At 41.3% G+C, this 26,000-nt stretch carries 24 protein-coding genes; 18 read left to right on the top strand and 6 right to left on the bottom strand.

Features of this window, described 5'->3' with window-relative positions; genetic code table 11:
* The first annotated feature begins 119 nt into the window (after positions 1-119).
* The 11 genes from dinG (at position 120) to ACZ9AO_RS08630 (ending at position 12,703) form a co-directional block, all read left to right on the top strand.
* Positions 120-2,900: an ATP-dependent DNA helicase DinG gene (gene dinG, locus ACZ9AO_RS08580; RefSeq protein WP_476108856.1), complete on the top strand. Its 2,781-nt coding sequence runs from the start codon at positions 120-122 to the stop codon at positions 2,898-2,900.
* 151 nt (positions 2,901-3,051) lie between these two features.
* Positions 3,052-3,222 (top strand): YpmA family protein, encoded by a 171-nt coding sequence (locus ACZ9AO_RS08585; RefSeq protein WP_065310840.1) that lies wholly within the window; start codon positions 3,052-3,054, stop codon positions 3,220-3,222.
* A gap of 18 nt (positions 3,223-3,240) precedes the next feature.
* The gene (locus ACZ9AO_RS08590; RefSeq protein WP_251540789.1) at positions 3,241-3,717 is read left to right on the top strand and encodes a cell wall elongation regulator TseB-like domain-containing protein; all 477 of its coding nucleotides are present in this window, start codon (positions 3,241-3,243) and stop codon (positions 3,715-3,717) included.
* A gap of 19 nt (positions 3,718-3,736) precedes the next feature.
* Complete coding sequence (locus tag ACZ9AO_RS08595) at positions 3,737-4,921, top strand: pyridoxal phosphate-dependent aminotransferase (protein WP_048681610.1); 1,185 nt, start codon at positions 3,737-3,739, stop codon at positions 4,919-4,921.
* Between the two features lie 257 nt (positions 4,922-5,178).
* Positions 5,179-5,856 carry a GntR family transcriptional regulator gene (locus tag ACZ9AO_RS08600; protein WP_063594006.1) on the top strand — a complete coding sequence of 226 codons (678 nt, stop codon included), beginning with the start codon at positions 5,179-5,181 and terminating at the stop codon, positions 5,854-5,856.
* 109 nt (positions 5,857-5,965) lie between these two features.
* Positions 5,966-6,883, top strand: coding sequence for a 2,4-dihydroxyhept-2-ene-1,7-dioic acid aldolase (gene hpaI, locus ACZ9AO_RS08605; protein ID WP_476108857.1), 918 nt, complete (start codon positions 5,966-5,968; stop codon positions 6,881-6,883).
* A gap of 77 nt (positions 6,884-6,960) precedes the next feature.
* Complete coding sequence (hpaE, locus tag ACZ9AO_RS08610) at positions 6,961-8,475, top strand: 5-carboxymethyl-2-hydroxymuconate semialdehyde dehydrogenase (protein ID WP_289350358.1); 1,515 nt, start codon at positions 6,961-6,963, stop codon at positions 8,473-8,475.
* Between the two features lie 31 nt (positions 8,476-8,506).
* Positions 8,507-9,490, top strand: a complete 984-nt coding sequence (hpaD, locus tag ACZ9AO_RS08615) for a 3,4-dihydroxyphenylacetate 2,3-dioxygenase (RefSeq protein WP_476108858.1) — start codon at positions 8,507-8,509, stop codon at positions 9,488-9,490.
* Positions 9,491-9,668: 178 nt separating this feature from the next.
* Entirely contained in the window at positions 9,669-10,553 is an 885-nt protein-coding gene (locus ACZ9AO_RS08620) for a cytidyltransferase (RefSeq protein ID WP_476108859.1), read from the top strand.
* A 242-nt stretch (positions 10,554-10,795) separates the two neighbouring features.
* Positions 10,796-11,134: a DUF485 domain-containing protein gene (locus ACZ9AO_RS08625; RefSeq protein ID WP_048681590.1), complete on the top strand. Its 339-nt coding sequence runs from the start codon at positions 10,796-10,798 to the stop codon at positions 11,132-11,134.
* Between the two features lie 3 nt (positions 11,135-11,137).
* Entirely contained in the window at positions 11,138-12,703 is a 1,566-nt protein-coding gene (locus ACZ9AO_RS08630) for a solute symporter family protein (protein WP_476108860.1), read from the top strand.
* 173 nt (positions 12,704-12,876) lie between these two features.
* Here the strand turns inward: ACZ9AO_RS08630 and ACZ9AO_RS08635 are convergent, their stop codons facing one another.
* Entirely contained in the window at positions 12,877-13,746 is an 870-nt protein-coding gene (locus ACZ9AO_RS08635) for a LysR family transcriptional regulator (RefSeq protein WP_476108861.1), read from the bottom strand.
* 163 nt (positions 13,747-13,909) lie between these two features.
* On the opposite strand from ACZ9AO_RS08635, the gene hpaB reads away from it, so the two are divergent.
* A complete protein-coding gene (gene hpaB, locus ACZ9AO_RS08640; RefSeq protein ID WP_476108862.1) occupies positions 13,910-15,382 on the top strand; it encodes a 4-hydroxyphenylacetate 3-monooxygenase, oxygenase component in 1,473 nt (490 codons plus the stop codon).
* 79 nt (positions 15,383-15,461) lie between these two features.
* On the opposite strand, the gene ACZ9AO_RS08645 is transcribed toward hpaB, so the two are convergent.
* The 3 genes from ACZ9AO_RS08645 to ACZ9AO_RS08655 are packed head-to-tail and all read right to left on the bottom strand — an operon-like array spanning position 15,462 to position 17,439.
* Positions 15,462-15,848: a 5-carboxymethyl-2-hydroxymuconate Delta-isomerase gene (locus ACZ9AO_RS08645; RefSeq protein ID WP_034307909.1), complete on the bottom strand. Its 387-nt coding sequence runs from the start codon at positions 15,846-15,848 to the stop codon at positions 15,462-15,464.
* 17 nt (positions 15,849-15,865) lie between these two features.
* On the bottom strand, positions 15,866-16,654 hold the full coding sequence (locus tag ACZ9AO_RS08650; RefSeq protein WP_476108863.1) for a fumarylacetoacetate hydrolase family protein: 789 nt from the start codon (positions 16,652-16,654) through the stop codon (positions 15,866-15,868).
* Positions 16,651-17,439, bottom strand: a complete 789-nt coding sequence (locus tag ACZ9AO_RS08655; protein ID WP_476108864.1) for a fumarylacetoacetate hydrolase family protein — start codon at positions 17,437-17,439, stop codon at positions 16,651-16,653. The genes ACZ9AO_RS08650 and ACZ9AO_RS08655 overlap by 4 nt, the downstream gene beginning before the upstream one ends.
* 205 nt (positions 17,440-17,644) lie before the next feature.
* On the opposite strand from ACZ9AO_RS08655, the gene ACZ9AO_RS08660 reads away from it, so the two are divergent.
* The 6 genes from ACZ9AO_RS08660 to ACZ9AO_RS08685 all read left to right on the top strand — a co-directional run bounded on the left by ACZ9AO_RS08660 (position 17,645) and on the right by ACZ9AO_RS08685 (position 22,459).
* Positions 17,645-18,742 (top strand): 4-hydroxyphenylacetate 3-hydroxylase family protein, encoded by a 1,098-nt coding sequence (locus ACZ9AO_RS08660; RefSeq protein WP_476108865.1) that lies wholly within the window; start codon positions 17,645-17,647, stop codon positions 18,740-18,742.
* Positions 18,739-18,894 carry a helix-turn-helix domain-containing protein gene (locus ACZ9AO_RS08665; protein ID WP_476108866.1) on the top strand — a complete coding sequence of 52 codons (156 nt, stop codon included), beginning with the start codon at positions 18,739-18,741 and terminating at the stop codon, positions 18,892-18,894. The genes ACZ9AO_RS08660 and ACZ9AO_RS08665 overlap by 4 nt, the downstream gene beginning before the upstream one ends.
* A gap of 247 nt (positions 18,895-19,141) precedes the next feature.
* Positions 19,142-20,434 carry an asparagine--tRNA ligase gene (asnS, locus tag ACZ9AO_RS08670; RefSeq protein ID WP_054400296.1) on the top strand — a complete coding sequence of 431 codons (1,293 nt, stop codon included), beginning with the start codon at positions 19,142-19,144 and terminating at the stop codon, positions 20,432-20,434.
* A gap of 114 nt (positions 20,435-20,548) precedes the next feature.
* Positions 20,549-21,244: a DnaD domain-containing protein gene (locus ACZ9AO_RS08675; RefSeq protein ID WP_048688355.1), complete on the top strand. Its 696-nt coding sequence runs from the start codon at positions 20,549-20,551 to the stop codon at positions 21,242-21,244.
* Positions 21,245-21,266: 22 nt separating this feature from the next.
* A complete protein-coding gene (gene nth, locus ACZ9AO_RS08680) occupies positions 21,267-21,923 on the top strand; it encodes an endonuclease III (RefSeq protein WP_476108867.1) in 657 nt (218 codons plus the stop codon).
* Positions 21,920-22,459 carry a YpoC family protein gene (locus tag ACZ9AO_RS08685; RefSeq protein ID WP_476108868.1) on the top strand — a complete coding sequence of 180 codons (540 nt, stop codon included), beginning with the start codon at positions 21,920-21,922 and terminating at the stop codon, positions 22,457-22,459. Before nth ends, ACZ9AO_RS08685 begins: the two co-directional genes overlap by 4 nt.
* Positions 22,460-22,501: 42 nt before the next feature.
* Here ACZ9AO_RS08685 and ACZ9AO_RS08690 read toward each other — a convergent pair whose 3' ends face one another.
* Positions 22,502-25,258: a PBP1A family penicillin-binding protein gene (locus tag ACZ9AO_RS08690; RefSeq protein WP_476108869.1), complete on the bottom strand. Its 2,757-nt coding sequence runs from the start codon at positions 25,256-25,258 to the stop codon at positions 22,502-22,504.
* 26 nt (positions 25,259-25,284) lie between these two features.
* On the bottom strand, positions 25,285-25,896 hold the full coding sequence (gene recU / locus ACZ9AO_RS08695; protein WP_034307899.1) for a Holliday junction resolvase RecU: 612 nt from the start codon (positions 25,894-25,896) through the stop codon (positions 25,285-25,287).
* Between the last annotated feature and the right edge of the window lie 104 nt (positions 25,897-26,000).

The following is a 26,000-nucleotide window of genomic DNA, read 5'->3' on the forward strand; positions in this document are numbered from 1 at the left end:
CCGGCCCTTTTCGTCTGTTGATGAACGGCTTGTTTCCTTTATTACGATTATTATGGTATAAAAAAGATAAGAGAATTCCATCAGGAAGTGGAGAAAGTGAAGTTTGAGGTGTACAATTCATGATGCAACGATATGTAGTGGTCGATTTGGAAACAACAGGGAATTCTCCGAAAAAAGGAGATAGAATTATTCAATTTGCTGGAGTGGTCATCGAAAATGACCAAATTGTGGATGAATACTCGACATTCATCCACCCTGGACAGGAAATTTCCTTGTTTATTGAAGAATTGACCGGAATAAGCAACGAGACGGTAAAAAATGCACCTGACTTTGAAGATGTTGCAGAAAATATTGCCAGGCTTATAGAAGGGGCTTGTTTTGTTGCCCATAATGTTTTATTTGATTTATCTTTTTTACAGGAAGAACTAGTGCGATGCGGGTTTGAGCCGTTTTATGGTTCCACCCTTGATACAGTGGAGTTAGCGAAAATATTAAAACCAACATCCGATGGATATAAGCTGCACCAGCTGGCTAAAGAAGAAAACCTAGATCATTCCAGGCCCCATCAAGCGGATAGTGATGCATATGCCACCGCTTTATTGTTGTTGGAATTGAAAAAAAAGCTGATGAATCTTCCAGTCATGACACTAAAACAGTTGTATCGATTATCTTATTCCTTACAAAGTGAGGTTTCCGAATTAATAGATGCTTGCATTGCAAGCAAACTTGCTAAAGCAGAAGTCCATTCACCTGATCTAATTACTTATAGGGGCCTTGCCTTTAAAAAGGCCGAACAGGAAGGTGATCATAAAGACACGGGGGCGAAATTCCCGCTCGACAATGAGGAAAAAATAGCCATGCTTCAAAATGCATTCCCAGCATTCGAAGCAAGAAGCGGACAACTTGATATGATGAACCTGATTCACAATTCTTTCGAAACCAGCCAGGATGCAATCATTGAAGCTGGAACAGGTATTGGAAAATCCATAGGTTATCTGCTTCCGGCCGTTTATTTTGCAAAAAAACATCAAAAACCTGTCGTCGTTTCGACGTATACGCTTCAGCTGCAGGACCAACTTCTTCAAAACGAGGTTCCTAAGCTTAAAAAAATCCTTCCTTTTACCTTTCAAGCTGTTTTACTGAAGGGGAGAAGCAATTATTTGAGCTTGGCAAAGTTCGAAAGGGCGTTGCGTGAAAAGGAAGATAATTATGAAACGGCCTTAACGAAAATGCAGATATTGGTTTGGCTTACTGAAACCGTAACAGGTGATAAAGATGAATTGAACCTTACAAGCGGCGGTCAGCTATTTTGGAATAGGCTTCAAAGTGATGGTCTTACATACGCCGGTTTAAAACAGCCCTGGCTTGAATTGGATTTTTTTGAACGGGCAAAAAAAATAGCTGCCAAGGCGGATATCATCATTACTAACCATTCATTTTTAATGACGGATCTGCTTACAGAAGACGCATTGATCCCCAAAAAAGGGTATTTGGTTCTCGATGAAGCACACCATTTGGAACAGGCTGCATCCAAACAGCTTGGGAGCAGGCTTAATTACATTTCGGTGAAGACGATTTTGAACAGACTGGGGACATCTGATCAAAAGCAATTATTATATAAATTGGACAGGATGCTCTTAAATAACGGACTGACGGATGGAAAGTCATCACATGAATTAGATCAAAAGCTTAGTGATTTTTCGTATGAATTCGAACAGCTTTTTTATTACCTTTCCAATCAGGCGGAAAAACTTTCACGTTCTGTGAGCCCAAAACGGCTTTCATTCAAAATAAATGATGGAAGATGGGGTAAAGCGATTCTTGTCGCTGAGCGGTTGGTGGATTTATTAGGATACATCATCAAGGAGTTAGAGAAAAGATTGGCCCTTTTATTGAATAATGAGTCCCCATTAGGAAAAAATTCATTATTTCACTTGAATGATATCGAGGTGCTGCTTGGACATTTACAGGATACCAGGGACTCCTTGCATGAGTTTTTCATCAAGCCCCACGAAGAAAATATTTATTGGCTTGATTATACGAATGCAGCACCTCAGCATGGGGTGACTTTGACGGTTCAGCCGATTGCAGGCAGTAAACGGCTATGGGATTCCTATTTCGGGCGCCAGAAAAGTGTGGTCATGACATCGGCAACCCTTGTGGTGAAGGATTCTTTTAAGTATTTTAAGGAACAACTCGGATTAGAGAATGAGCCGATCCAGACAGCAAGTTTTCCATCACCCTTTCCTTATAAGGAACTCGTAAAGGTACTGGTTCCAAATGATCTGCCAGATATCAATTGTTTATCGGTGGAGGAATTCTCCGAAACCGCGGCAAACCATATTATTGCTGCCGCTCAGGCAGCGAAAGGGAGAATGATGGTATTATTCACCTCGCATGAAATGCTGCGGGCGACCTATCATTCGGTCAAAGATTGTGGTGTTCTGGATGAGTTCACCCTGTTTGCACAAGGGATTTCTGGCGGAAGCCGGATGAGGCTGCTCAGGAATTTCCAAAACTTCGAGAAAGCGGTCCTGTTTGGGACAACCAGCCTATGGGAGGGCGTCGATATCCCAGGCGAGGATTTATCTTGTTTAATCATTGTCAGGCTGCCTTTTTCGCCACCGGATGAACCTGTGACAGCTGCAAAATGCCAACTTCTCGAGAAGCAGGGGCGCAATCCATTCTCTGAGTATTCATTACCCGAAGCCCTATTAAGGTTCCGACAAGGTTTCGGCAGGCTTATACGCACTCCAGAAGATAAAGGGATTTTGGTTATACTTGATCGCCGCATCATCACTGCCAAATACGGAACTGAATTTCAAAAGGCCATTCCGAAAGTGGACTGGCACCAAGGCTCTATATCAGAAATGGCTGAAATGATAGAAGAGTGGATTTAAAGGATCTTGATTATTCATTAATCCAGGAATTTTTATGAATTTATAAAGAAAAATAACCTTTGAACTGGTATAATGTGATAGGTGGTAAAGCCTTCAAATCCTATTCATACCAGTTGTTGTTGACAATTTATTAAAATGGAGGGGCGTTTTCATGGAAAGTAAAATCGAAGTAATTTCAACAGTCAGGTTGCAACATTCTCCTGATCTGTATAAAATTGTGGATTCCTTGAACCGAACATTGAAAAAAGATGACTTGATGTTCGGTCTGGCATTGGATTCCCAAGATCAAGAAAAAGCGATATTTACAATTTATCGTACATAGAAAGAAGGAAAAGCAGCTTTGAAAAAATGGTTGATTATTGCTTCCATCCTAGTCCTTTGTTTTATCGGATTTGTCAGCGGGGCATATATTAAAGCGTTGCAGCCTAAAAAAGAGGCTGGTAATGAGGCTTTTAAAAAGGCAAAGGAAGAGGGCGGCCTTGTGACCATGGAAGAGTTCTACCTTTATAATGGGCAGGATTCATACTCCGTCATCATTGGTGAAGGTGAAAAGGGGACTAAGAAAATAGTCTGGCTTCCTGAAGACAAGAAGAAAGAAATAGTAGTGAAAAACTATAAAGATGGTAAATCAAAAAAAGAGATCATGAACATTGTCAAAGAAAAGCTTAATCCCCAAAAAATCATTTCGGTTAAGCTAGGCATGGAAAAGAACGTCCCGCTTTGGGAAGTAACGTATCTTGATGAGTCCGAGCGCTTTAACTATGACTATTATGATTTTAAAACTGGGGAATGGCTAAAGTATTATCGAAGCATTTAGAATGGAGGATTAATTTAAAATGAAATTAGCGAACCGTGTTCAGTCATTAACGCCATCAACAACATTGGCCATTACGGCAAAAGCAAAGGAACTTAAGGCCCAAGGTTTAGATATAATTGGTTTGGGTGCTGGTGAACCAGACTATAATACGCCCAAACATATCATAGATGCAGCACTTCTTTCCATGAATGAAGGTCAAACTAAATACACGCCATCCGCTGGTCTGCCGAAGCTAAAAGAAGCAATTGCGGCTAAATTGAAGCGTGATCAGGGCTTGGATTACAAACCGTCTGAAATTGCAGTTGGCTCAGGTGCCAAGCACTCGCTGTACACATTGTTTCAAGCGATCCTGGATGAAGAAGATGAAGTCATTGTTCCGATACCATATTGGGTGAGCTATCCTGAGCAAATCAAGCTTGCAGACGGTAAGCCGGTTTATATAGTCGGTACGGAAGAAAATCAATATAAAATCACGAAAGAACAATTAGAACAAGCAATTACCGAAAAAACGAAAGCGGTTATCATCAACTCTCCAAGCAATCCAACGGGCATGCTTTATTCCAGGGAAGAATTGGCGGCTATCGGGGAAGTTTGCCTGGCTCATGATATCTTGATCGTTTCCGACGAAATTTACGAAAAATTGGTTTATGGAAATGCTAAACATACATCCATTGCAGAGATTTCACCTGAACTGAAAAAGCAAACGATCATCATCAATGGTGTTTCTAAATCGCATTCGATGACTGGCTGGAGAATAGGTTATGCAGTCGGTGATGAGTCCATCATTAAAGCAATGGCGAACCTTGCTAGCCATAGCACATCCAACCCAACCACAACCGCTCAATATGGTGCGATTGCGGCTTATGAAGGTACACAGGAGCCTGTTGAGGAAATGCGTCAAGCATTTGAAGGCCGTTTGAATAAAATCTATGATAAATTGGTTGAAATTCCAGGAGTAAGCTGCATTAAACCACAAGGGGCATTTTATTTATTCCCGAACGTTAAACGTGCAGTTGAATTAACAGGGTACAGCAATGTCGAAGATTTTACGACTGCGTTGCTTGAAGAAGCTCAAGTGGCTGTTATTCCAGGTTCAGGGTTTGGTGCACCTGATAACATCAGACTCTCTTATGCAACTTCACTGGAGCTGCTGGAAGCAGCCGTTGAAAGAATACATTCATTCGTTAATTCAAAAATGGCCTAATTTATTAAAACCTGCAGACTGGGTCTGCAGGTTTTTTTAGTTGGATTATATTTCGAAACGCGAAGAAGGCGGGACAATGCATTTTAGCTCACTTCACTATTGTAAAGGAAAAGGTGGGCTGCCGGATTTTCTAGTTACATTCAGTCTATTCATAGGCCCAGATCATTCATATAGGCAAACAAGCATGTGGAAAAATCATATATGATTTTTAATGAAAATCGATTGCAATCATATATGATTTCATATATGATGAAAATATGGAAGAGAAAAACAAAAACCCCAGCAAAAAGCAAATAGCTTATGAGCACCTTCGTAAATTAATCTTGAATGGAACATATGGTTCTGGACAGCGGATCATTATCGATCAAACGGCAAAAGAACTTAGTTTAAGTCCGATTCCTGTCAGGGAAGCGATCAGGCAACTGGAATCTGATGGTCTTATTCAATATAAGCCTTATAGTGGAGCGGTGGTTACAAGCATAAATGAGAGCGAATACATTGAAACTCTTTCTGTCTTATCTTTGCTTGAAGGATATGCAGCTGCCCTCAGTTCTTTGACCATGAATGATCATGATTTTGAAAATCTAATTAATTTAAACAAAGAAATGGAAAAAGCCCTCCATAACTTTGAATTAGAGCTGTTTGGTAAATTAAACGAATGTTTCCATGCGGAAATTTATGAAAAGTGCGGAAATTCCTTTTTAATGGAGGAAATCAAACAGGCACAACAAAGAATGAATAGAGTCAGAAAGTCCATGTTCACCATGGTGCCGCAACGCGCAGTCCAATCGATTCGTGAACATGAAAGCATCATAAAGCTCCTAAAGGAAAAAGCATCTTTTGAAGAAATTGAATCATTGGTGAGAAAGCATAAACTGAATGCGATAAGCACTTTCAAGCAAAGGGCGGAAACGAATCAAGATCAGGCACTTTGATGACCCAGGCTTTGTTTTATTATAGTCAATTGATTATTGATAAAAGCAAGGCCGATTTTTTCACTTAAATTATTCCGAATATTCAAATAATGAAAAGGTGGTAGAAAAAATGTACGAGGAAATCAAAAGTCGTTTAAGAGGATCCATCGCACCGGTTATCACTCCCTTTGATGACAAGATGGAAGTTGATGTAAAGGCCATTGAAAATCTAGTAAACTGGCATATTGAAAGCGGTTCTCATGGAATTTCGGTATGCGGGACTACAGGAGAGCCGAGTTCACTAACGATTGAGGAACGGGAATTAGTGATGGAAACGGCAATTAAAGCAGCAAAAGCCCGTGTTCCAGTTGCACCAGGTACCGGATCTGCCAATCAGAAAGAAACATTGCATTTGACAAAAAGGGCACAGGAAATGGGCGCGGATGCTGCTTTAGTCATCGTTCCTTATTACAATAAACCGAATCAACAGGCACTTTATAATCATTTTAAAACGGTAGCCGATGCTGTTGATATCCCGCTGATCGTTTATAACATTCCCGGAAGAACGGCGACGAATTTAGAAGTGAAGACATTGGCACGTCTTGCTGAAGATTGTGAAAATATTATTGGTGTAAAAGAATCTAATAAAGATTTCGAACATGTGAACCGTGTCTTGTTGAATTGCGGAAGGAATTTTCTCTTATATTCTGGCATTGAATTATTATGCTATCCAATGTTGGCTATTGGAGGGGCAGGACATATAAGTGCTACTGCCAATATCACTCCTAAAGAAGTGGCGGACATTTATAACCTTTGGGTGGAGGGTGATGTAGATAAGGCGCTTGACCTCCATTACAAATTAATGCCATTGAACGATGTTTTGTTTAAAGAAACCAATCCAGGACCATTAAAAGCTGCGATGGGGATGATGGGGAAAATCAATCCCGCATTAAGGCCGCCTATGGGACCGCCTTCGGAACCATTGGAAAAAGAACTGCGTGAAACCCTTCAATCATACGGGTTGATTGACCAAAAAATCCAGTCATAATGGCTAGTTGGGAAGATTGCACAAATCCAAACGGTTATTGTCATCTTCCCGAATTAATTTTTAAAGGAGGATTTATCATGCAAACTTTTCCCGTGCAGGATGTGAAGCATTACATCAATGGTCAATTTGTCGAGGGTATCTCAGGAAAAACATTTGAAAATCTAAGCCCTTTTAATAATCAAGCAATCAATAATGTGGCAGAAGGCTTTAAAGAGGATATTGATCAAGCGGTCGCCGCCGCAAGAGCTGCATTCGATAATGGCCCATGGAGAACGATGAAAGTGGAAGAAAGATTGAAGTACATGAATAGGATTGCTGATCTAATTGAAGAAAATGCCGAAGAAATCTCCTTTTTGGAATCACTGGATACAGGGTTGCCCATTAGCCAGACAAAAAAACAAGCGGCAAGGGGAGCGGAGAATTTCCGTTTTTATTCTGAAATGGTGAAAAGCAGGCTAATAGGAGAGTCATATCAAGTGGATGACACTTTCATCAATTATACGATTCATAAACCGATAGGAGTGGCAGGATTAATCACTCCTTGGAATGCCCCTTTCATGTTAGAAACCTGGAAGATCGCCCCGGCCCTGGCTACAGGAAATACATGTGTCCTTAAACCGGCGGAGTGGTCTCCATTGACTGCCAATAAATTGGCTCAAATCATTGATCAATCCGGTCTGCCAAAAGGCGTATTCAATATCGTTCACGGTTTTGGGGAGACAGCGGGGGCGTCCTTGGTTGCCCATCCTGAAGTCCAATTGATATCCTTTACCGGAGAAACGACAACCGGCGCTGAAATCATTAAAAATGGTGCAGATACAATGAAACGTTTTTCCATGGAACTCGGCGGTAAATCACCAGCAGTCATTTTTGAAGATGCCGATTTAGAAAAGGCCCTGGATTCAGTGGTATGGGGAATCTATTCATTCAATGGGGAGCGCTGCACAGCCAATTCCAGATTATTTGTCCATGAATCGATAATAGACCAGTTCGTGGCAGAATTGAAGGAACGTGTTCATAATATCAAAATTGGAAACCCAATGGATCCAGACACGGAAATCGGACCCCTGATCCATCGTAACCATTTTAATAATGTCTCCCGTTATCTGGATATAGCAAAAGATGAAGGGGCGGAAATTGTAAGCGGTGCCATCCCAAGTGCATTCAAGGAAGGGAATTATATTGCCCCGACGCTTCTTTTGAACTGTACAAATGATATGACGGTCGCCCAAGAAGAGATTTTTGGACCAGTCATGGCAGTCATTCCTTTCAAGACTGAAGAGGAAGTACTGAGAATGGCTAATGATGTAAAGTATGGGCTGGCTGCTTATGTATGGACCAATGATATGAAACGTGGACATAGATTTGCTCAAGCTGTCGATAGTGGGATGGTCTGGGTGAATTCCCAAAACGTTAGGGATTTGCGGATTCCATTTGGAGGATCGAAATATAGTGGGGTAGGACGTGAAGGCGGCCATTATAGCTTTGAATTCTATACCGAAACACAAGTTATCCACGTGGCAATTGGAGAACATCACATTCCAAAATTTGGTGACGTAAAACAAAATGCCGTTTCTTCTGCTGAAAAATAAACCGGGCTTCAATAAAGAAGGGGAGAATACTATGAATTTTTCTATTATTCGTGTTGCGAGAACGATACTTAATGTAACAGATTTAGATAAATCAAGAGCCTTTTATGTGGATGCTTTAGGTTTTATTGAAACGGAAAGAACGAATGACCACATATATTTACGTGGTTTAGAGGAAGCGCATCATCATTCGCTTATCTTGCAAAAGGCAGAAAAGCCAAGCGTTGAAGCAATAGGATACAAGGTTGAAAAAGAGGAAGACCTTGAAGGGTTGGAATCTTTCTTCCTGTCCAATGGAATGAAAATGAAGTGGATGCAGGAAGGAACACAGCATGCACTAGGCAAGTCGCTGCGAGTTCAGGATATTTCAGGATTGCCAGTGGAGTTTTTTTACAAAATGGATAAAGCCGAGAGATTGCTGCAACGATATGATATGCATAGGGGTTCGAGGGTCCAAAGAATCGATCATGTGAATTGTTGTGTGCCAAATGTGCAAAAAGCCTCTGACTTTTATATGAATGAATTAGGTTTTGCCTGCTCGGAAGATACAGTGGATGAGTCGGGCAAATTATGGGCAACGTGGCTACATAGAAAGCAAACGGTCCATGACCAGGCATTCATGAACGGTATCGGTCCAAGACTTCATCATGTAGGCTTCTTTCTGCCTGACCCCCTTGCACTTATCCATGCCTGTGATGTACTGGCATCTCTTGGATATGCAAAGTCGATCGAACGCGGCCCAGGGAGGCATGGCCTATCCAATGCATTCTTCCTATATTTAAGAGATCCGGACGGTCACAGGATCGAATTATACAATGGGGATTACTTAACATCTGACCCGGATACCGAACCGATTCATTGGGATTTGAATGATCCAAGACGCCAGACATTCTGGGGAGCCCAAGCTCCGGATTCATGGTTTGATGAGGCATCTTCTGTACTTGATATAATATCAGGAGAAGATGTTCCTCTTAAAGAACCGATCCTGGCAAAAAGTAAGCCTGAATTCATCATCTAAAAAGAAGCGGGATTTAGGATGAATGTTGGAGACTTTCGGTAAAACATACATGGACTCTCATAGTCTTTTCAATAGGGCGCCAGTGCAAATGGTGAAAAGTTGATGGAAGGCTGCTGGATTATGAGGGTTCCTTTTACTGAGTCTAAAATGGAACCTTTCAAGAAGGATAGGAAGGAAGATGGATTTGGATATCATTCATGTTCAGCACCCACTTTCCAGTATATATACAGCAGAAGCAGAACCGTGTGTGCTGGCTCTAGGATTTTTCGACGGAGTTCATCTAGGCCATCAAGAATTGATAAATCTAGCCAAAAGGATTGCCAAACAGCAAGATTTGAAATTGGCAGTCATGACTTTTTTTCCACATCCAAAGCAAATCATTGGTAACGATCAAACGCCTCAAACATACATTACTCCCTTAGAGCAAAAAGCAAAATTAATGCAGGATTTAGGTGTAGATACCTTGATGGTCGTGAACCTCGATTCCGCATTTGCCAATCTTTCTCCTTCTGATTTTATCGAGGATTATCTATGTGGATTTAAATGCAAACATGCCGTGGCTGGATTCGATTTCCGCTATGGGCATAACGGGGAAGGGAATATGGAAACGCTGAAAATCGAAGGTAAGCGATTTTTTGAAGTGACGGAAATGAAGAAATTTGAAATTGATCATGAAAAAGTAAGTTCTACTAAGCTTAGAAACTTGATTGCGAAAGGTAGGTTCGCAGATATCCCGTCATATCTTGGCTCATATTTTGAAAGTCAAGGGACAATCGATTCCGAGGATAATCAACACGTCATCGTTACATTATCGGAAGCATTCCTGACACCCCCGCCCGGCGTGTATTTAATCGAAATCAATACCGAAGGAAATGTTCATGAAGGAATAGCCCATCAAATAATGGACGGATCATTTCAAGGGAGTTGGCACTTACATTTCAATGATTCTCTTCACTTGAAAGGAAAGAAGATTCATATCAAATGGAAAAGTGAATGTATCAAGAAGTCGAAACAGATGAAGGATAGGCGAGCCAAGACTATTGTGAAAGTGCAAGCCTTTTAAAAGATATGGTCTGGTACAGGGCAGCAGTGGGAGCTTACTGCTGCCCTATTTGTAAGTTTCATCGTTTTCACAAAAGGAGAACGGAAAGCTTAGGGAATTGGCTTCAGACCCTCTTTGGGAAGATGAGGTTGTAGGTGTTCTGGGATGGAGGGGGATGTGCCGTTGAAGAATGCTGCTGACATCGGAGGAATACTACCAGGACCGTCTTTGGAAAAAATAAATATCAGAAGAGGTGTGAAGAGATGGTTCGGCTGGAAAAGAAACTTGAAGAATCGGAACAAACCGATCTAGTGGATTATGAAAAAATTGTTGCCTCAAAAGAGTTTCAGAATATGCTTTCCGACAAAAAGAAGTTCGTCATCCCTTTTACGATTTTCTTTATGGGATATTCCTTGCTTTTGCCCTTCTTAGTTTTTTACACAGATATCCTGGATCACCCTTTCATTGGGGACATAACATGGGCGTGGGTGTACGGTGTCTCCATTACGGTTATGTCTGTATGGGTTTGCAGCATATATGTAAGGAAATCTGAAAGAATCGATGAACAAATAAAAGAAATCATCGAGAAAGAAGGGCTTTGATTCATGAATTGGACAGTTATCATTCTTTTTGCGCTAATGTCGATAGGTACGTTTTTCATCACGTATTTCGCTTCCAAAAAAACTAAAACGGCAGGCTCCTTTTATACGGCTGGGGGCGGGTTGACCGCTAGGCAAAATGGACTTGCATTGGCCGGGGATTTTATGTCGGCTTCCACGTTTTTAGGGTTGATAGGGGCATTTTCCTTAACGGGATATGATGGATTTTTCCTGATGTATGGAGCACTTGTTTCATTTCTTGTCGTGTTATTCCTAGTGGCTGAGCCATTAAGGAACTTAGGGAAATACACATTGGCTGATATGGTTACTACAAGGTTTAAATATAAACAGGTCCGGGGAGTGACCGCTTTTAATACCCTGGTGATATCAGTCATGTACATGCTGGGGCAACTTGTTGCTGCAGGTGCTTTATTTAAATTGCTTTTGGACATCCCTTATAATACCTCTGTCATCATCGTAGGTATTGTAATGTTGGTATTTGTTCTATTTGGGGGGATGACGGCGACGAGCTGGGTGCAAATCATTAAAGCCATCCTGCTGATAGGCGGAGTGTTTATATTATTCATGATCGTCATGTGGAAGTTGAATTTTAGTTTCATCGGAATTTTCACGGATATGAAAACAGCGACACCCATGGGTGCAGATTACCTGAAGGCAGGAATTAAGTATGCCAGTGGGTGGGATGCAGCATCCTTGTCACTGGGCCTGATTCTGGGAACGGCAGGTCTGCCTCACATTTTAATACGTTTTTTGACTGTCCCGAATGCACGAGTGGCAAGAAAGTCGGTTGTTTGGGTGATGTGGATTATGGGTGCATTTCATATCATGGTCATTTATCTCGGATTCGGTGCTGCGAAGTTGGTCGGAACATCGAATATCATGGCCGCTAATCCAGCAGGTAACATGGCTGCACCTTTATTGGCCCAACTTGTGGGCGGGGACATCTTATTCGCATTTATTGCGGCCGTTTCCTTCGCAACGATACTCGCAGTAGTTGCGGGAATCGTTTTAACAGGTGCTACGGCATTTTCACATGATTTTTATAATGAAATATTAAAAGATGGAAAAGCGACGGAAAAACAGCAAATGACGATGGCTAGATGGGCTTCCATTGGTGTGACTGCACTTGCGATTGTTTTATCATTAGGTCTGCAGGAATTCAATGTAGCGTTTCTGGCATCTATCGCCTTTACATTGGCCGCCAGTTCGAATTTGCCAGTAATCCTTCTAACGATCTATTGGAAAAAATTCAATAAAACTGGAGCGATAGTCGGTATGATGACAGGTCTTTTTGGTACAATTTTGCTCGTGGCCCTCAGTCCAAATGTCTGGAACCCGGTCCCCGGAGCAGCCATAATGACAGGTGAACCAATTTTCCCTTTGAATTCACCAGGAATCGTTTCCATTCCGCTTGGATTCATCGCCTGCTATTTAGGTGCCTTGATCGGTAATCGCAGGACCGGTCCGAAAACGGATGCAAAAGACAATTATAATGAAATCCTGGTAAAGTCCAATACCGGTCATGATGTTAAGGGTGTTTTGCGACATTGAATGATGTAAAGGCATGCCTATTAATAAAGCGCAGGTCAACGCACTTGTGAATGGATTTGAAAAAGCAGCCATCTCCTGATGGGTTGCTTTTTTCTTTTCAATGGATAAAGAAATCCGAACAAATACCAAAGATTGAGGTACAGGTGCACTAATATTCAAGGGTAACTGGGCATTCATTCAGAAAATGTTTCTAGGAATTTGACGGCGCCTTTGGAAAGATAGCGTTCTTCAAGCCAAATAAGGGCGGCTTCCGATTGTACTTCACAATCTATCAATTCGACTATTTTTATCCCCTGGGTTGAAAACGATTTGGACGTGGTACGTGGCATGATGGTAGCGCCTACTCCTTCCTTCACTAAAGATAAGATCATTGCAGCATCAGGACATTCACATACAATCGTAGGTTCAAATCCATGTCTTAAGCATTCATCCACTATAAGTTCGTAAGTGCCTTGACCGCTAATCCTATGTAGCAATAAGAGGGGATATTCCTTAATTTGTTTGAATTCGATCGAGTCTGGGATATCCCAATCTTTTGGAGTGACAAGCACAAAATCTTCCGGCGGAAGGTTAATCGATGAGAATTGCTTACCGTTAATAGGAAGCCTTACAATGGCCAGCTCGATTTCCCTGTTTATTAAGCCTTCTGTCAAACGGAACGTATCACCTTCCATTAACTTGAAACGTATGTCAGGGTATTTAACTCTAAAGGTTCTCATCCTTTGCGGAATGTAAGAAAAGCAAGTTTTTACTGACCCTATGGAAAGAGTGCCCTTTACCCCTTTACTGACTTCCTTCACTTCCAGTAGTGATTCTTCGAACTGGTTTATTAGAGCTTCAGCTTTTTTATAAAGGACCTTGCCAGTTTCAGTGAGTTCAAGTTTCTTTCCATTCCGATCGAAAAGTTTTTCACCGATTTCCATTTCCATTAATTTAAGTTGCTGGCTAAGAGGCGGTTGAGCCATATGTAATTTTTTTGCGGCTTTGGTTACTTGCTCTTCCTGAACGATCGTCACAAAATATTTTAACTGCCGGATGTCCATTATATACACCTCATACATATGATTAACATATACATATTGAATTTTTTAAGTATTATATATATATCATAACACATGGTATATTTTGTTATAGGAATTAATTCAATATTTGGAATTTATTTAATTGTAAGCGCTTCATCACTTTGATGCTAAGGGGGATATAATTATGCCGGCTAAAACAGGTAAAGAATATATCGATAGGGTAGACAAAGCAAAGGCGAATGTATGGATCAATGGAGAGCAAGTAAAAGATAAGATCAGTCAACACCCAGCTTTTAAAGGGGTCATGAAAACACAGGCCGAATTATATGATTTGCAGCATGATTCCGCGAAACATGACATCATGACTTATATTTCACCAACTTCAAACGAAAGAGTAGGAACCTCATTCATGCAGCCGCGGACTAAGGAAGACCTTGAAAAAAGGCGGAAAATGATTCAAGAATGGGCAAGACATAATAATGGAATGATGGGACGTTCCCCTGACTATATCAACAGTGGGATGATGGCGTACGGTACTGCAGCTGATATGTTCGGCACTCAGGATTCAGCATTTGCAAAAAATATGAAGGATTATTATGAGCTCTGCCGGGAAAAGGATTTGTCATTGACACATACCTTGATTCAACCCCAGGTTAATAGGGGAGTAAGTGCCGCAAAGCTTCCGGACCCTTACATCGCTGCACGGATTGCCGGCAAGAATTCAGAAGGGCTTATTATAAAGGGTGCCAGATTATTAGCTACACAAGGAGGAATAACGGATGAAATCATGGTTTTCCCTTCCACATTGCTTAAACAATCAGAAGAAGAAAACCCTTATGCATTCGCATTCTCCATCCCAAATAATACACCGGGGGTGAAATTCATCTGTCGTGAATCATTCGACTATGGCAAATCACATTTTGACCATCCACTTGGTTCACGATTTGAGGAAATGGATACGATTATCGTTTTTGATGATGTAGTCGTACCTTGGAATCGGGTATTTGCATATGGGGATGTCGGCATTTGCAACCAGGCTTATAATGAAAGCAATGCCGTTGTTCATATGACCCATCAGGTGGTATCGAAGAATATCGCCAAAACCGAGTTCATTCTGGGGATTTTGCAGCTAATGGTGGAAACCATCAATATCGGACAATACCAGCATGTTCAGGAGAAAATCTCGGAAGTCATCATAGCGCTTGAAACGGTAAAGGCTTTCATTACAGCTTCTGAGGCAAATGCGAAAGTGGATAAGTGGGGAATGATGACACCCGATTTCACACCTTTAAACATAGCCCGTAATTATTATCCGAAGATTTACCCTAGATTCAGTGAAATAATGCAGCTTCTTGGAGCTAGTGGCTTAATGGCGATACCAAATGAAGCTGATTTCAATTCGGAGCTTCGACCGGATTTGGATAAATATCTTCAAGCCGCGAATGGTGGAGCGTATGACAGGGTTAAATTGTATCGTCTTGCATGGGATGTATGCATGAGTTCATTTGGATCCAGGCAAACACTGTACGAAAGGTTCTTTTTTGGGGATCCGGTCCGTATGGCTAGCGCTTTATATAACGGCTATGATAAACAGGAATATGTGGACCGTGTCAAAGAGTTCTTGAACCGCACTGAAAACCTTGCAGAAATCAACTGAGCCAGGTAGCGGTGGCAAAACATGTTAATTTAAAGGCCTTCCCGATGATGTGGAAGGCCTTTAAATATGAAAACTTTGTTCATTTATTATAGCGATTGTGGATATTATTCTTTTTATATGTGCCAAAATCACTGAATTCCGTAAGTTCCATGGAGAGGGCAAGATATCTTTTTGAAAAGAGGGATGCCAAATGGGACTCCATCGTTTCGAAAAGGTGGTCACATACTTTTGTTTTATCACTGTCCTGGCGTCCAGCGCCAATTTTTAGTATGGCATGAACAAATGCATCATCCTCTGTACCATCGGCAACACGATAATGCTTCAATTCAATGGCCCGGGATCGAATCCCGCCAATTGGAAAGATGGAGGGATAGGATATCAGTACATCATTCACCTTTCTTAATAACCCGTCAATCTGGATTTCATCTTTGATATTATCCGTATATTCAATAATTATATGAGGCATATGATTAGTCACTTCCATTATTTGTGGATTTTTAGATGAGGCTGATCCCCGTTTTCAGTAAATACATCGTCCCCGACTATTGTGCTAACGAGTTTTCCGATACCTTCAATTTCAGTGATGATTTCATCGCCTACAGCAGTATCCGCCAAGCCTTCAGGTGTACCTGTCAATATGATATCGTTTGGACTCAATGTCATGAAGCTGCTGAAATATTCAATTAAATCAGCAATGCCGAAAATCATGTCTTTCGTGTTGCCTTGCTGAGTCAATTTTCCGTTAACGTAAGTTTTGATGGCAAGATTCGAAGGATCTGGAATATCTTCGGCATCGACGAGCCAGGGACCAATGGGGGTGCAGGTATCGCGATTTTTGACCTTTAAATTTGGCCGGTAGTAGTTCTCCAGATAATCCCGTATTGCATAATCATTTGCAATCGTATATCCACTTACATAATTAAAGGCTTCTTCCTTTTTTATGTTCTTCGCCTTTTTACCGATGACCACTGCCAGTTCACATTCATAATGCATATAAGCTGCATCAGCAGGCCGCCTTGTCTGTCCCCGGTGGCCGATGAATGTATTGGGACCTTTTAAGAACGCAAGGGGTTCTTCCGGGGATTTAAAAGCTAGTTCCTTCGCATGGTCTGCATAATTCAAGCCAAGCGCGAAGACAGTTCGTGGTTCCACCGGGGGAAGCCAGACAACGTCCTGCTCATTGACAAGCCGGCCATCCGCCAATTGGAGCTGGCCATGATATTCACTTGCTGGATGTATGGCACCTGCATAGGCTACACGTGCTCTCTTCATAAAATCCCCTCCAGTGATAATTTTTCCTCGGAAATGATCGTATTTTCCAAATAACCAATTTCGTCTATTTCTATCCTGACTTGATCATTGGCTTTGGCCAGCGGTGCATTCTCAGGAACACCAACTAGAATGACGTCACCCGTACTCAAGGTCATGAAGTCCGTTACATCCTCAATAAGCCGGGGGATGGAGCGAATTAGATTTGAAGTTGAATTTTCTTGCCTTAGCTCTCCATTAATATATACACGAAGTCCTAAAGAATCGGGGTTGGAGATGGATTCCTTGGATACGACCCATGGACCGATCGGGCAAAATCCATCACGGGCTTTATGGCGGATAGCAGGACGGAAAACGCTTTCATGAGGAATGCTAATATCATTGGCGATCGTAAAACCTTCTATATAATCCGATGCATGTTCTTTCTTGACTCTTGTGGCCGTTTTACTGATCACTACTCCAAGTGCTGCTCCGATTTCCAATTCAGGTATGCCGGTTGGAAGGGGAACTGGATTTGAATAAGAAGAAAACGTGTTTCTAGGTTTAATATAAAGGATCGGCCCTTTAGGAGGTTCATTATAAGGCGGATGGTCGATCTTCCCCTTCAATGCTTCCAATGACCCTTTATAGTTTAATAATGTTCCATATACCGTTCCTGAAATAGGGTTATCCAACTTGATTCGTGATACCTCATACTTAACACCGTTCATTAATATATAGCGGTTCGACAGTATCTCCACTTCTTCTGAATAATCTGACTTTTGGAGTTTCACTCTTGCTTTTGACATGGACACTCACCCCTTGATTTTATAATTAATCATATATGATATCGTATATGATTTTTTGTTTAAGTTCAACATATTTAGATTATTCAGTATAATTAGACAAAAAATGTTAGAAAAAAGGTGGGTTTCAACAGAAAAATGCCTGGAACATTTAGTTAGTATGAAGCTAGGAATTCAAATTGAAAGATTGTGAATGGGGGATGTTCCGATGATGAATGGCAAAGAGTATTTAGAAAGTTTACGAGATGGACGAACGGTATTCTTGAACGGTGATAAGGTAGATGATGTGACGCCACACCCAGCATATCGCAATTCTGCCAGGTCAATTGCGCAGCTATATGATGCTCTACATGATCCGGATACTGCACGGATTTTAACGGCTAAGACAGATGAAGGCCATACTACCCATAAGTTCTTCAAGGCCTCAAAGAACGCAACAGAGCTGCTTGAAGCAAGGGATGCCATAGCACAATGGTCAAAGTTGAGCTATGGTTTCATGGGTCGTACCCCTGATTACAAAGCTGCATTTACAGGATCATTGGGACCTTATAGCGATTTTTATAAGGGATTTGAAGATAATGCGAAAAGATGGTATGAAAAAACCACAAGGAACGTTCCCTTCTGTAACCATACAATTATAAATCCGGCAATGGACAGGAATAAACCGCTACATGAAAATAAAGAGGTATTTGTACGTACCGTGGAAGAGCGGGATGATGGAATAATCGTAAGCGGAGCCAAAATGGTTGGAACTTCTGCAGCACTTACGAATTATAATTTTGTCGCGAATTATTCTCCTGTCGATCTTGGGGAAGGAGATAGAAGCCATGCATTGATTTTCTTTGTGCCGATGAATGCGCCGGGATTAAAAATGATCAGCAGACAGTCTTTTGAAGAAACGGCTGCCAAGACAGGCACTCCTTTCGATTACCCGCTTTCTAGTCGGTTCGACGAAAATGACGCAGTCATCGTCCTTAATTATGTATTCGTGCCATGGGAGAATGTATTCGCCTATAATAATGTGGAAATTGCAAATGGATTTAGATCCAAGACTGGGCGGATGAATCGATATGCATTTCATGGCTGCACACGCTATGCGGTGAAATTGGACTTTATGGCTGGGCTTCTGATGAAGGCTACGGAAATGGCAGGAACGAATCAAGTCAGGGGAGTTCAAGCCAATATCGGGGAAGTGCTTGCTTACAGGAATATGTTTTGGGCAATCTCGACAGCGATGGCAACAGATCCGATGGAAGGGCCAAATGGCACTGTTCTCCCCAATAGCATATATGCAACTGCAGTATGAAAGAATTGAACATTTCAATGAGTGGTTTACGCTATCGGATCAAAAGACTTGAGGAACTGCTTTCCTGCCAAATAAGAAATCCTAAAAGTGCTTTTCAATTATATGCATCATTTGAAACCCTGTTAAAGGTGAAAACGATTACCATTCGTTAATTTGTTTAGGAAATGGAAAAGTCCATCGATAACATATACCGAGATGATTTTACTGTAATCAGAGCAGGTGTTCGTGAATGGTAAACTACCATGCAATCTAGCGAATACACTAAAAAACATAATAAGAATGATATAAAAGGCATGGAACCCCCGCTTCAATTGATTTATTTGCTTGTAAGCAGGGCTATGGGTATAATAAGTAGAGTAAATTCATTAGTAAGTTAAGTTATTTTTGGAGGTAAATTCCGTGAAAATTACAATAAAAGATGCTAGCAAATTCGTCGATCAAGAAGTAACCATTGGAGGCTGGCTTGCCAGCAAACGTTCCAGTGGGAAAATTGCTTTCCTTCAAATACGTGATGGCTCTGGTTTTATTCAAGGGGTGGTCGTGAAAGCTGAAGTGGGTGAAGAGATTTTCGCTCGTGCGAAATCGGTTTCACAAGAGTCATCCTTGTATGTAACAGGTGTCATTCAAAAGGATGAACGCTCCCCGTTCGGTTTTGAATTACAGGTGAAAGATATTGAAATCATTCATGAATCATTGGATTATCCCATTACACCTAAAGCGCATGGTCCTGAATTTTTAATGGATAACCGCCATTTGTGGCTGCGTTCAAAACGGCAGCATGCAGTCATGAAAATCCGGAATGAAATAATCCGTGCTACATATGAATTCTTTAATGAAGAAGGCTTCGTTAAAGTGGATCCCCCAATTTTAACGGGAAGCGCACCAGAGGGAACGAGTGAATTGTTCGCGACTAAATACTTTGATGAGGATGCTTACCTTTCACAAAGTGGTCAACTCTATATGGAAGCGGCTGCCATGGCACTTGGGAAGGTATTTTCATTTGGTCCAACCTTCAGGGCAGAAAAATCCAAAACAAGACGACACTTAATCGAGTTCTGGATGATTGAACCAGAAATGGCTTTCATCGAATTTAAAGAAAACCTGGAGGTCCAGGAGAAATTCGTTTCTTCCATCATCCAATCCGTATTGAAAAACTGTGAGCTTGAGTTGAATACACTGGGCCGTGATACATCGAAGCTTGAACAAATCCAAGCTCCTTTCCCGCGCATTACATATGATGAAGCCATTAAGTTCCTTCATGAACAAGGATTTGATGATATTCAATGGGGTGATGATTTTGGAGCTCCGCATGAAACTGCGATAGCGGAAAGTTATGATAAGCCCGTTTTCATAACTCATTACCCAACCAAAATCAAACCTTTCTATATGCAGCCAGATCCTGACAGGGAAGAAGTCGTTCTTTGTGCCGATTTGATCGCTCCGGAAGGATATGGAGAAATAATTGGCGGTTCAGAACGGATTCATGATCAGGAATTGCTTGAACAGAGAATCAATGAGCATGGCTTGAGCGAAGATGCTTACAAATGGTATATGGAATTAAGAAAATATGGCTCTGTGCCGCATTCAGGCTTCGGTTTGGGATTGGAACGCACCGTGGCATGGATCAGTGGAGTCGAGCATGTCCGTGAAACCATCCCGTTCCCACGTCTATTAAATCGATTATATCCTTGATTCCGTAATGAAGCGGTTATCTTGCCTATTGGCAGATAACCGTTTTTTGTTAAAATTATAAACTTATTCGATGAGCCGTATTCATGTTATACTAAACCAGAGGTGTCCAAAAACATGAATAAAGAACATTTATATGCGTGGTTTAAGGAAGGAACGATAACGATTCCATCCTTTTTGTTGACTAACTATAGTACAATGGGACTGAATGAACAAGAAATGGTCCTATTATTACAATTGCAAAGCTTCATCGATAAAGGTAATCATTTCCCTGCACCATCCCAACTTTCTGACAGAATGACATTGCAGGAAACCGAATGTCTATTCATGATCCAGCGTTTGGTCCAAAGGGGATTTGTTGAAATGGTGGTTGAGGGGAGCCAAGAAATCGGACAGGAAAAATATTCGTTGTCTCCACTTTATGAAAAAATGATGGACTGTTTCTTGAAAACTTTGAAACAGGCAGAGTCTGCAGAAATCCAAAAAGCGGGGGAGAGCCTTTATACGATTTTTGAACAGGAGTTCGGCCGCCCTTTATCTCCCTTTGAATGTGAGACATTGGCAATGTGGATGGAGGATGACCATCAACCTGAAATCATTAAGTCAGCTCTGAGGGAGTCTGTCATTTCCGGAAAATTGAATTTCCGATACATTGATCGAATTTTATTCGAATGGAAAAAGAATGGAATTAAAACCTTGGAACAGGCAAGGGAGCAAGGACAAAAATTTAGAGTTCATCAAAAGAGGGACCGAAAAACGGAGACTGCACAACCATTGAAAGATGTGCCTTTCTATAACTGGCTCGAGCAGTAATGTAAATTGAAGGAGAACCAATATGTTGAATAAAGCTCAAATTCGATATTGTCTGGATACGATGGGTGAAATGTTTCCGGATGCCCATTGTGAGCTGAATCACTCCAATCCCTTTGAATTGGTGGTTGCTGTTGCCCTGTCAGCTCAGTGTACGGATGTATTAGTCAATAAAGTGACGAAGGATTTATTTCAGAAATATAAAACGCCTGAGGATTACATAAGCGTTCCGATTGAAGAGTTGGAAAATGACATTCGCTCAATCGGTTTGTTTCGTAACAAGGCTAAGAATATACAAAAGCTGTCGCGCATGCTGATCGAAGAATACGGTAAGGAAGTTCCGAGAGATCGTGATGAGCTTGTTAAATTTCCTGGCGTTGGCAGAAAGACTGCAAATGTAGTCGTTTCCGTTGCTTTTGATGTGCCGGCGATCGCTGTGGATACCCATGTAGAGCGTGTTTCCAAGCGCCTGGGATTATGCCGTTGGAAGGATAGTGTCCTCGACGTTGAGAAAACGTTGATGGCTAAGATACCAAAGGATGAGTGGTCCGTTACGCATCACCGCCTGATATTCTTTGGACGCTATCATTGCAAGGCCCAGTCACCAAGATGTGAAACCTGCCCGCTTCTCGAATTATGCCGTGAAGGAAAAAAAAGAATGAAAAGGAAAGAAGCCAATTGACGCAGTCCATATCATTAAAAGTCCCTGAAGAATTGGTCCATCATTTGTTTTTTCCGGCAAAGGAAACCATCTTGGAAAAAGAACGATATGCAGGTTGGAGTGAAACGGTTCCATTCGAGTCTTTCCCATACGAGTTACTTTATTATAATAATGTAGAAGCGTATGCTCCTTGGACGAAGGGGGCAATGCATGTAAAGGAACTGCTGGAGAGATGGAAGGGAATTGATTCGGAATGCAGTTTGCTATTTTCTGAGCGAAAAGCGGGACAGACCTTGGGACTCATGAAGCAGGGGATCGGTTTATTTTTAACCGCAGCCTTCTGGATGCATGGGCAGCCAGTTGCATTGAATGATTTCCGGTTCCAAATACAATCCTTTAACAATATTCCGGTGAACATGGATGAAAGGCTTTCTTTCATCCTTGCTAGACCCGCTTTTTTTCATTCTTATAGACAGCTCAGTGAGTTGTTCCGAGAATTTGAAAAACAATATGTAAAGTTCATGATCAAAAATAATAACAACCAAAAAAACGTCTAAGCCAAAAGCTTAGACGTTTTTTTGTTCATTCTTCATATATATTTATTCAGTATCTTGATTTGGATCTGGGTCCGGGTTAGGGTCAGGTTCAGGGGTTTCGACTGGTTTTTCCTCTTCTACCGTTCCGGGGTCAGTGACATCATCCCCGCCTTCGACGTCCTCATCACCCTTATTGCCATTTCCGTCATCAGTGTTGTTGCCATTTCCATTCCCATTACCATTATTATCATTGTTCCCATTTCCATTATTTCCGTTATTGTCGTTATTGCCGTTTTCACTATTTTCGCCATTGTTATTTTTGTCTTTGTCTTTGTCTTTGTCTTTGTCTTGTTTATCCTCTTCGCCTTCTGCAGGAGCTTCTTGTTCCGGATTTTCACCTTCGGCAGGATCTTCAATCTCCTCGTCCTCAGTATCCTCAGGGACTTCCACTTCAGCAGGTATTTTGACAGATGTACTCGCAGGATCACTTTGTTGGTTATCAACTAGAGCTACCACTGAGAAAGTATATTTACTTCCAGGGGTTGGATTAGGGATCGTTAAACTAGTATCCTTCGATTTTTTTAATACGCTCTGTGCACCGCCGTCCACGGACATCTTAACCTCGAATTGGGTATTCCCATTACCTTTAGGATATGACCATGATAGATTGATTGCATTGCTTTCCTGGTTGTAAGAAGCGTTAATGCCAGGTGAGTCGATTTTTTCATATTCTGTCGTCACTTGTGTTGGCTCGTGGCCTTTAACATAATATTCATAAGTGATTTTACTGCTTGGTGTATATTCATTAGCTTTAACAGCTGGATTCGAACCTTTGATGACACCAACCTTCACAACACTGTCAGGTTGATCAAAGTCTTTCGTTTCTTTTGATTGAGCCATATGTTCCATTAAATTCTTAAAGATGAATTTAGGGATCCTTTGAGATGATTCACCCAGATATTCCATTTGCTCACCAGATGCATTATCATAACCAGCCCAAACCGCGACTGTATAATTCGTTGTATAACCCGCCATCCAGCTGTCTTTTACACCGGAAGATGGGATGTTGTTCTTTGCACGCTGTTCAGGCGTGAAATTGGTTGATCCGGTTTTACCGGCTACCGGGAGGCTAGGGATATTGGCTAACCTTCCTGTTCCATAAGCTTCTTTCATGACGCTTTTCAACATGTCCGTCACGATGAAAGCTGTAGAATCTTTCATGACCGGTTTTGAATCCGTCTTATTTTTGATGGTTGTTTTATCACGTAAAACAATCTTTTTCACACTATGCGGTTCATTATAAATACCATTGTTTCCGAATGAACTGTATGCACCGGCAAGTTCAAGTGTAGAAACATCCTTACCGCCGCCCAATGCTGCCGATTCGGTAATTTCCTTGTCGAAAGGAATCCCAAGATCAGTGGCAAAGTCACGTGCCCGGTCCAAGCCGACTGCCTGAAGCGTTTTTAAGGCAGGAATATTTAATGACCGTGCCAGTGCTTCCCTAGTCGTTACAGTGCCATAATGTCGTCCGGAAGCATTTTTAAGCGGTGTTCCATCACTGTAAGTGTATTCCTCATCCTTGATTTGGTGGTAGGTGGACCAATTTAAATACTCCACGGCAGGACCGTAATCCAGAATCGGCTTAATGGTCGAACCAGGTGATCGCTTGGCATCCGTTGCATAATTCCAGCCGCGTTTTACCGTCGTATTCCTGCCGCCGCCCACTGCTTTAATTTCACCAGTTTCTGTATCGAGTAATGTGACTCCGGCTTGGAGATCTTTACTTGGATAATTAATGATTTCATCACTGTTCAACATGTTATAAACATATTCTTGGGCATCTTTATCAATGGTCGTCTGGATTTCCAAACCATCGGTAAATACGTTATAGTCACCCATATCTCCAACTTCCTCAATTACCAAATCGATGAATGCATCGTATGCGGTCGTATCGATTTGGCTCTTATCGATTTCTTGAAGTCCTTCTGTTATATCGATGCTTTGTGCATTTTTCATTTCCGTTTCAGTGATATATCCATGTTTGTTCATTAAGTGCAGGACAATATCACGGCGTTCTTTCGCACGTTCAGGGTATTTATACGGGTCATACCTGCTTGGGCTTTGCGGTAATCCTACAAGCATGGCCGCTTCGTTCAATTTCAATTCGTTAAGATCTTTTCCATAATAAGTTTGCGATGCAGTTAAGATACCGTTGGCACGGTTTGCAAAGAAAATCTTATTCACATACATTTCGAAAATTTCTTCTTTTGTATACTTTCTTTCAAGCTGTATAGATAGCCACATTTCCTGGACTTTCCTTTTAATGGTCTTATCAGGCGTTAAATAAGAACGCTTGATGACCTGCTGGGTCAATGTACTTGCACCCTCTGAGCCGAATCCATTTTTGAAGTTGGCTATGACGGCACTGCCCAGACGTAAGAAATCGACCCCGTGATGCTCATAAAAGCGGGAATCTTCCGTTGCCAGGAAAGCTTCTTTGACAAGATCGGGTATGTCTTCATAATTTACATAATCCCGGTTTTCCTTTCCGATTTCAGCAAGTAATTTACCATTTTCATCGAGAATCTTGGATGTGACCGGATCTTTCAAAAGCTTTTCGTCAAGTTCTGGAGCGTCGCTGATAAAGTAAGCCATTGCAGCTCCTCCGGCAACCAGGCCAATTATTCCGATTGTAACAAGTATAAGGAAAATTCGCTTAAGCATATTGGTTGGCTTTTTAGGACTTTTATTCTGTCCCTTTTTTTGAGTCTGCCCCTGCTTTCGGCGTTCTTCTCTAGTATTATATTTTTCAGCCATTACAGCTAACCTGCCTTTCTAAAAAACTAAAAATTTTCTGAGATGAGCGAATCTACTACTTTAATATAGTCAATTCTCGGTTGAAAGCCAAGAGTAATCTTTCGTGAACTGCTTTCAACCTCTTGAAGAGTTATAGATTTGCGTCCGCCTTCTTTCATTCTCTTCCAATAAAAACTCAGTTGTTCGGAACTCATTAAATATATATCATCCATTGCGGAAAACCGGATGATGACAAACGCAATTCCGTCATGCTGAACGATATGCTTCATATGTTCAATTTGATGGTCATGAAAATTCTTTAGCGGGAACGAACTGCTGTTTTTCGTTTCCTTTGCCTCAAAATCAATGTACTTTCCTTTATAAACACCATTATAATCGGTGGTCGATGCTTGTTTGAAATAAGCTTCTTTAATGACTGCAGCACTTCTTTTCGGATAGTGGACATCGACAATTTGTATGGGTGTCGGTTTTTTATGGATGACGGCAATGCCGTGTGCTAAATAATACTGATTGGTTTCGTTCAAATCGTCTTCCAATGTTTTTCCCCGGTTGCTGTAACTGATTTTTTTTAGTGGACTTTTCTTTTCTTCCATAGCCTGCGGTACAAATCTTCGTCCGTTGGGATAATGAAATGCCACTTTTACCCCTCCTTTTTTTCACTTATCTATATTAGCAAAAAAAGAATCCAAAATGTGAATAAAAAGAATTGTTTCTTAGAACGATAGGATTTATGTACAACTAT

This window comes from Peribacillus sp. TE19612 (genome assembly GCF_056279465.1).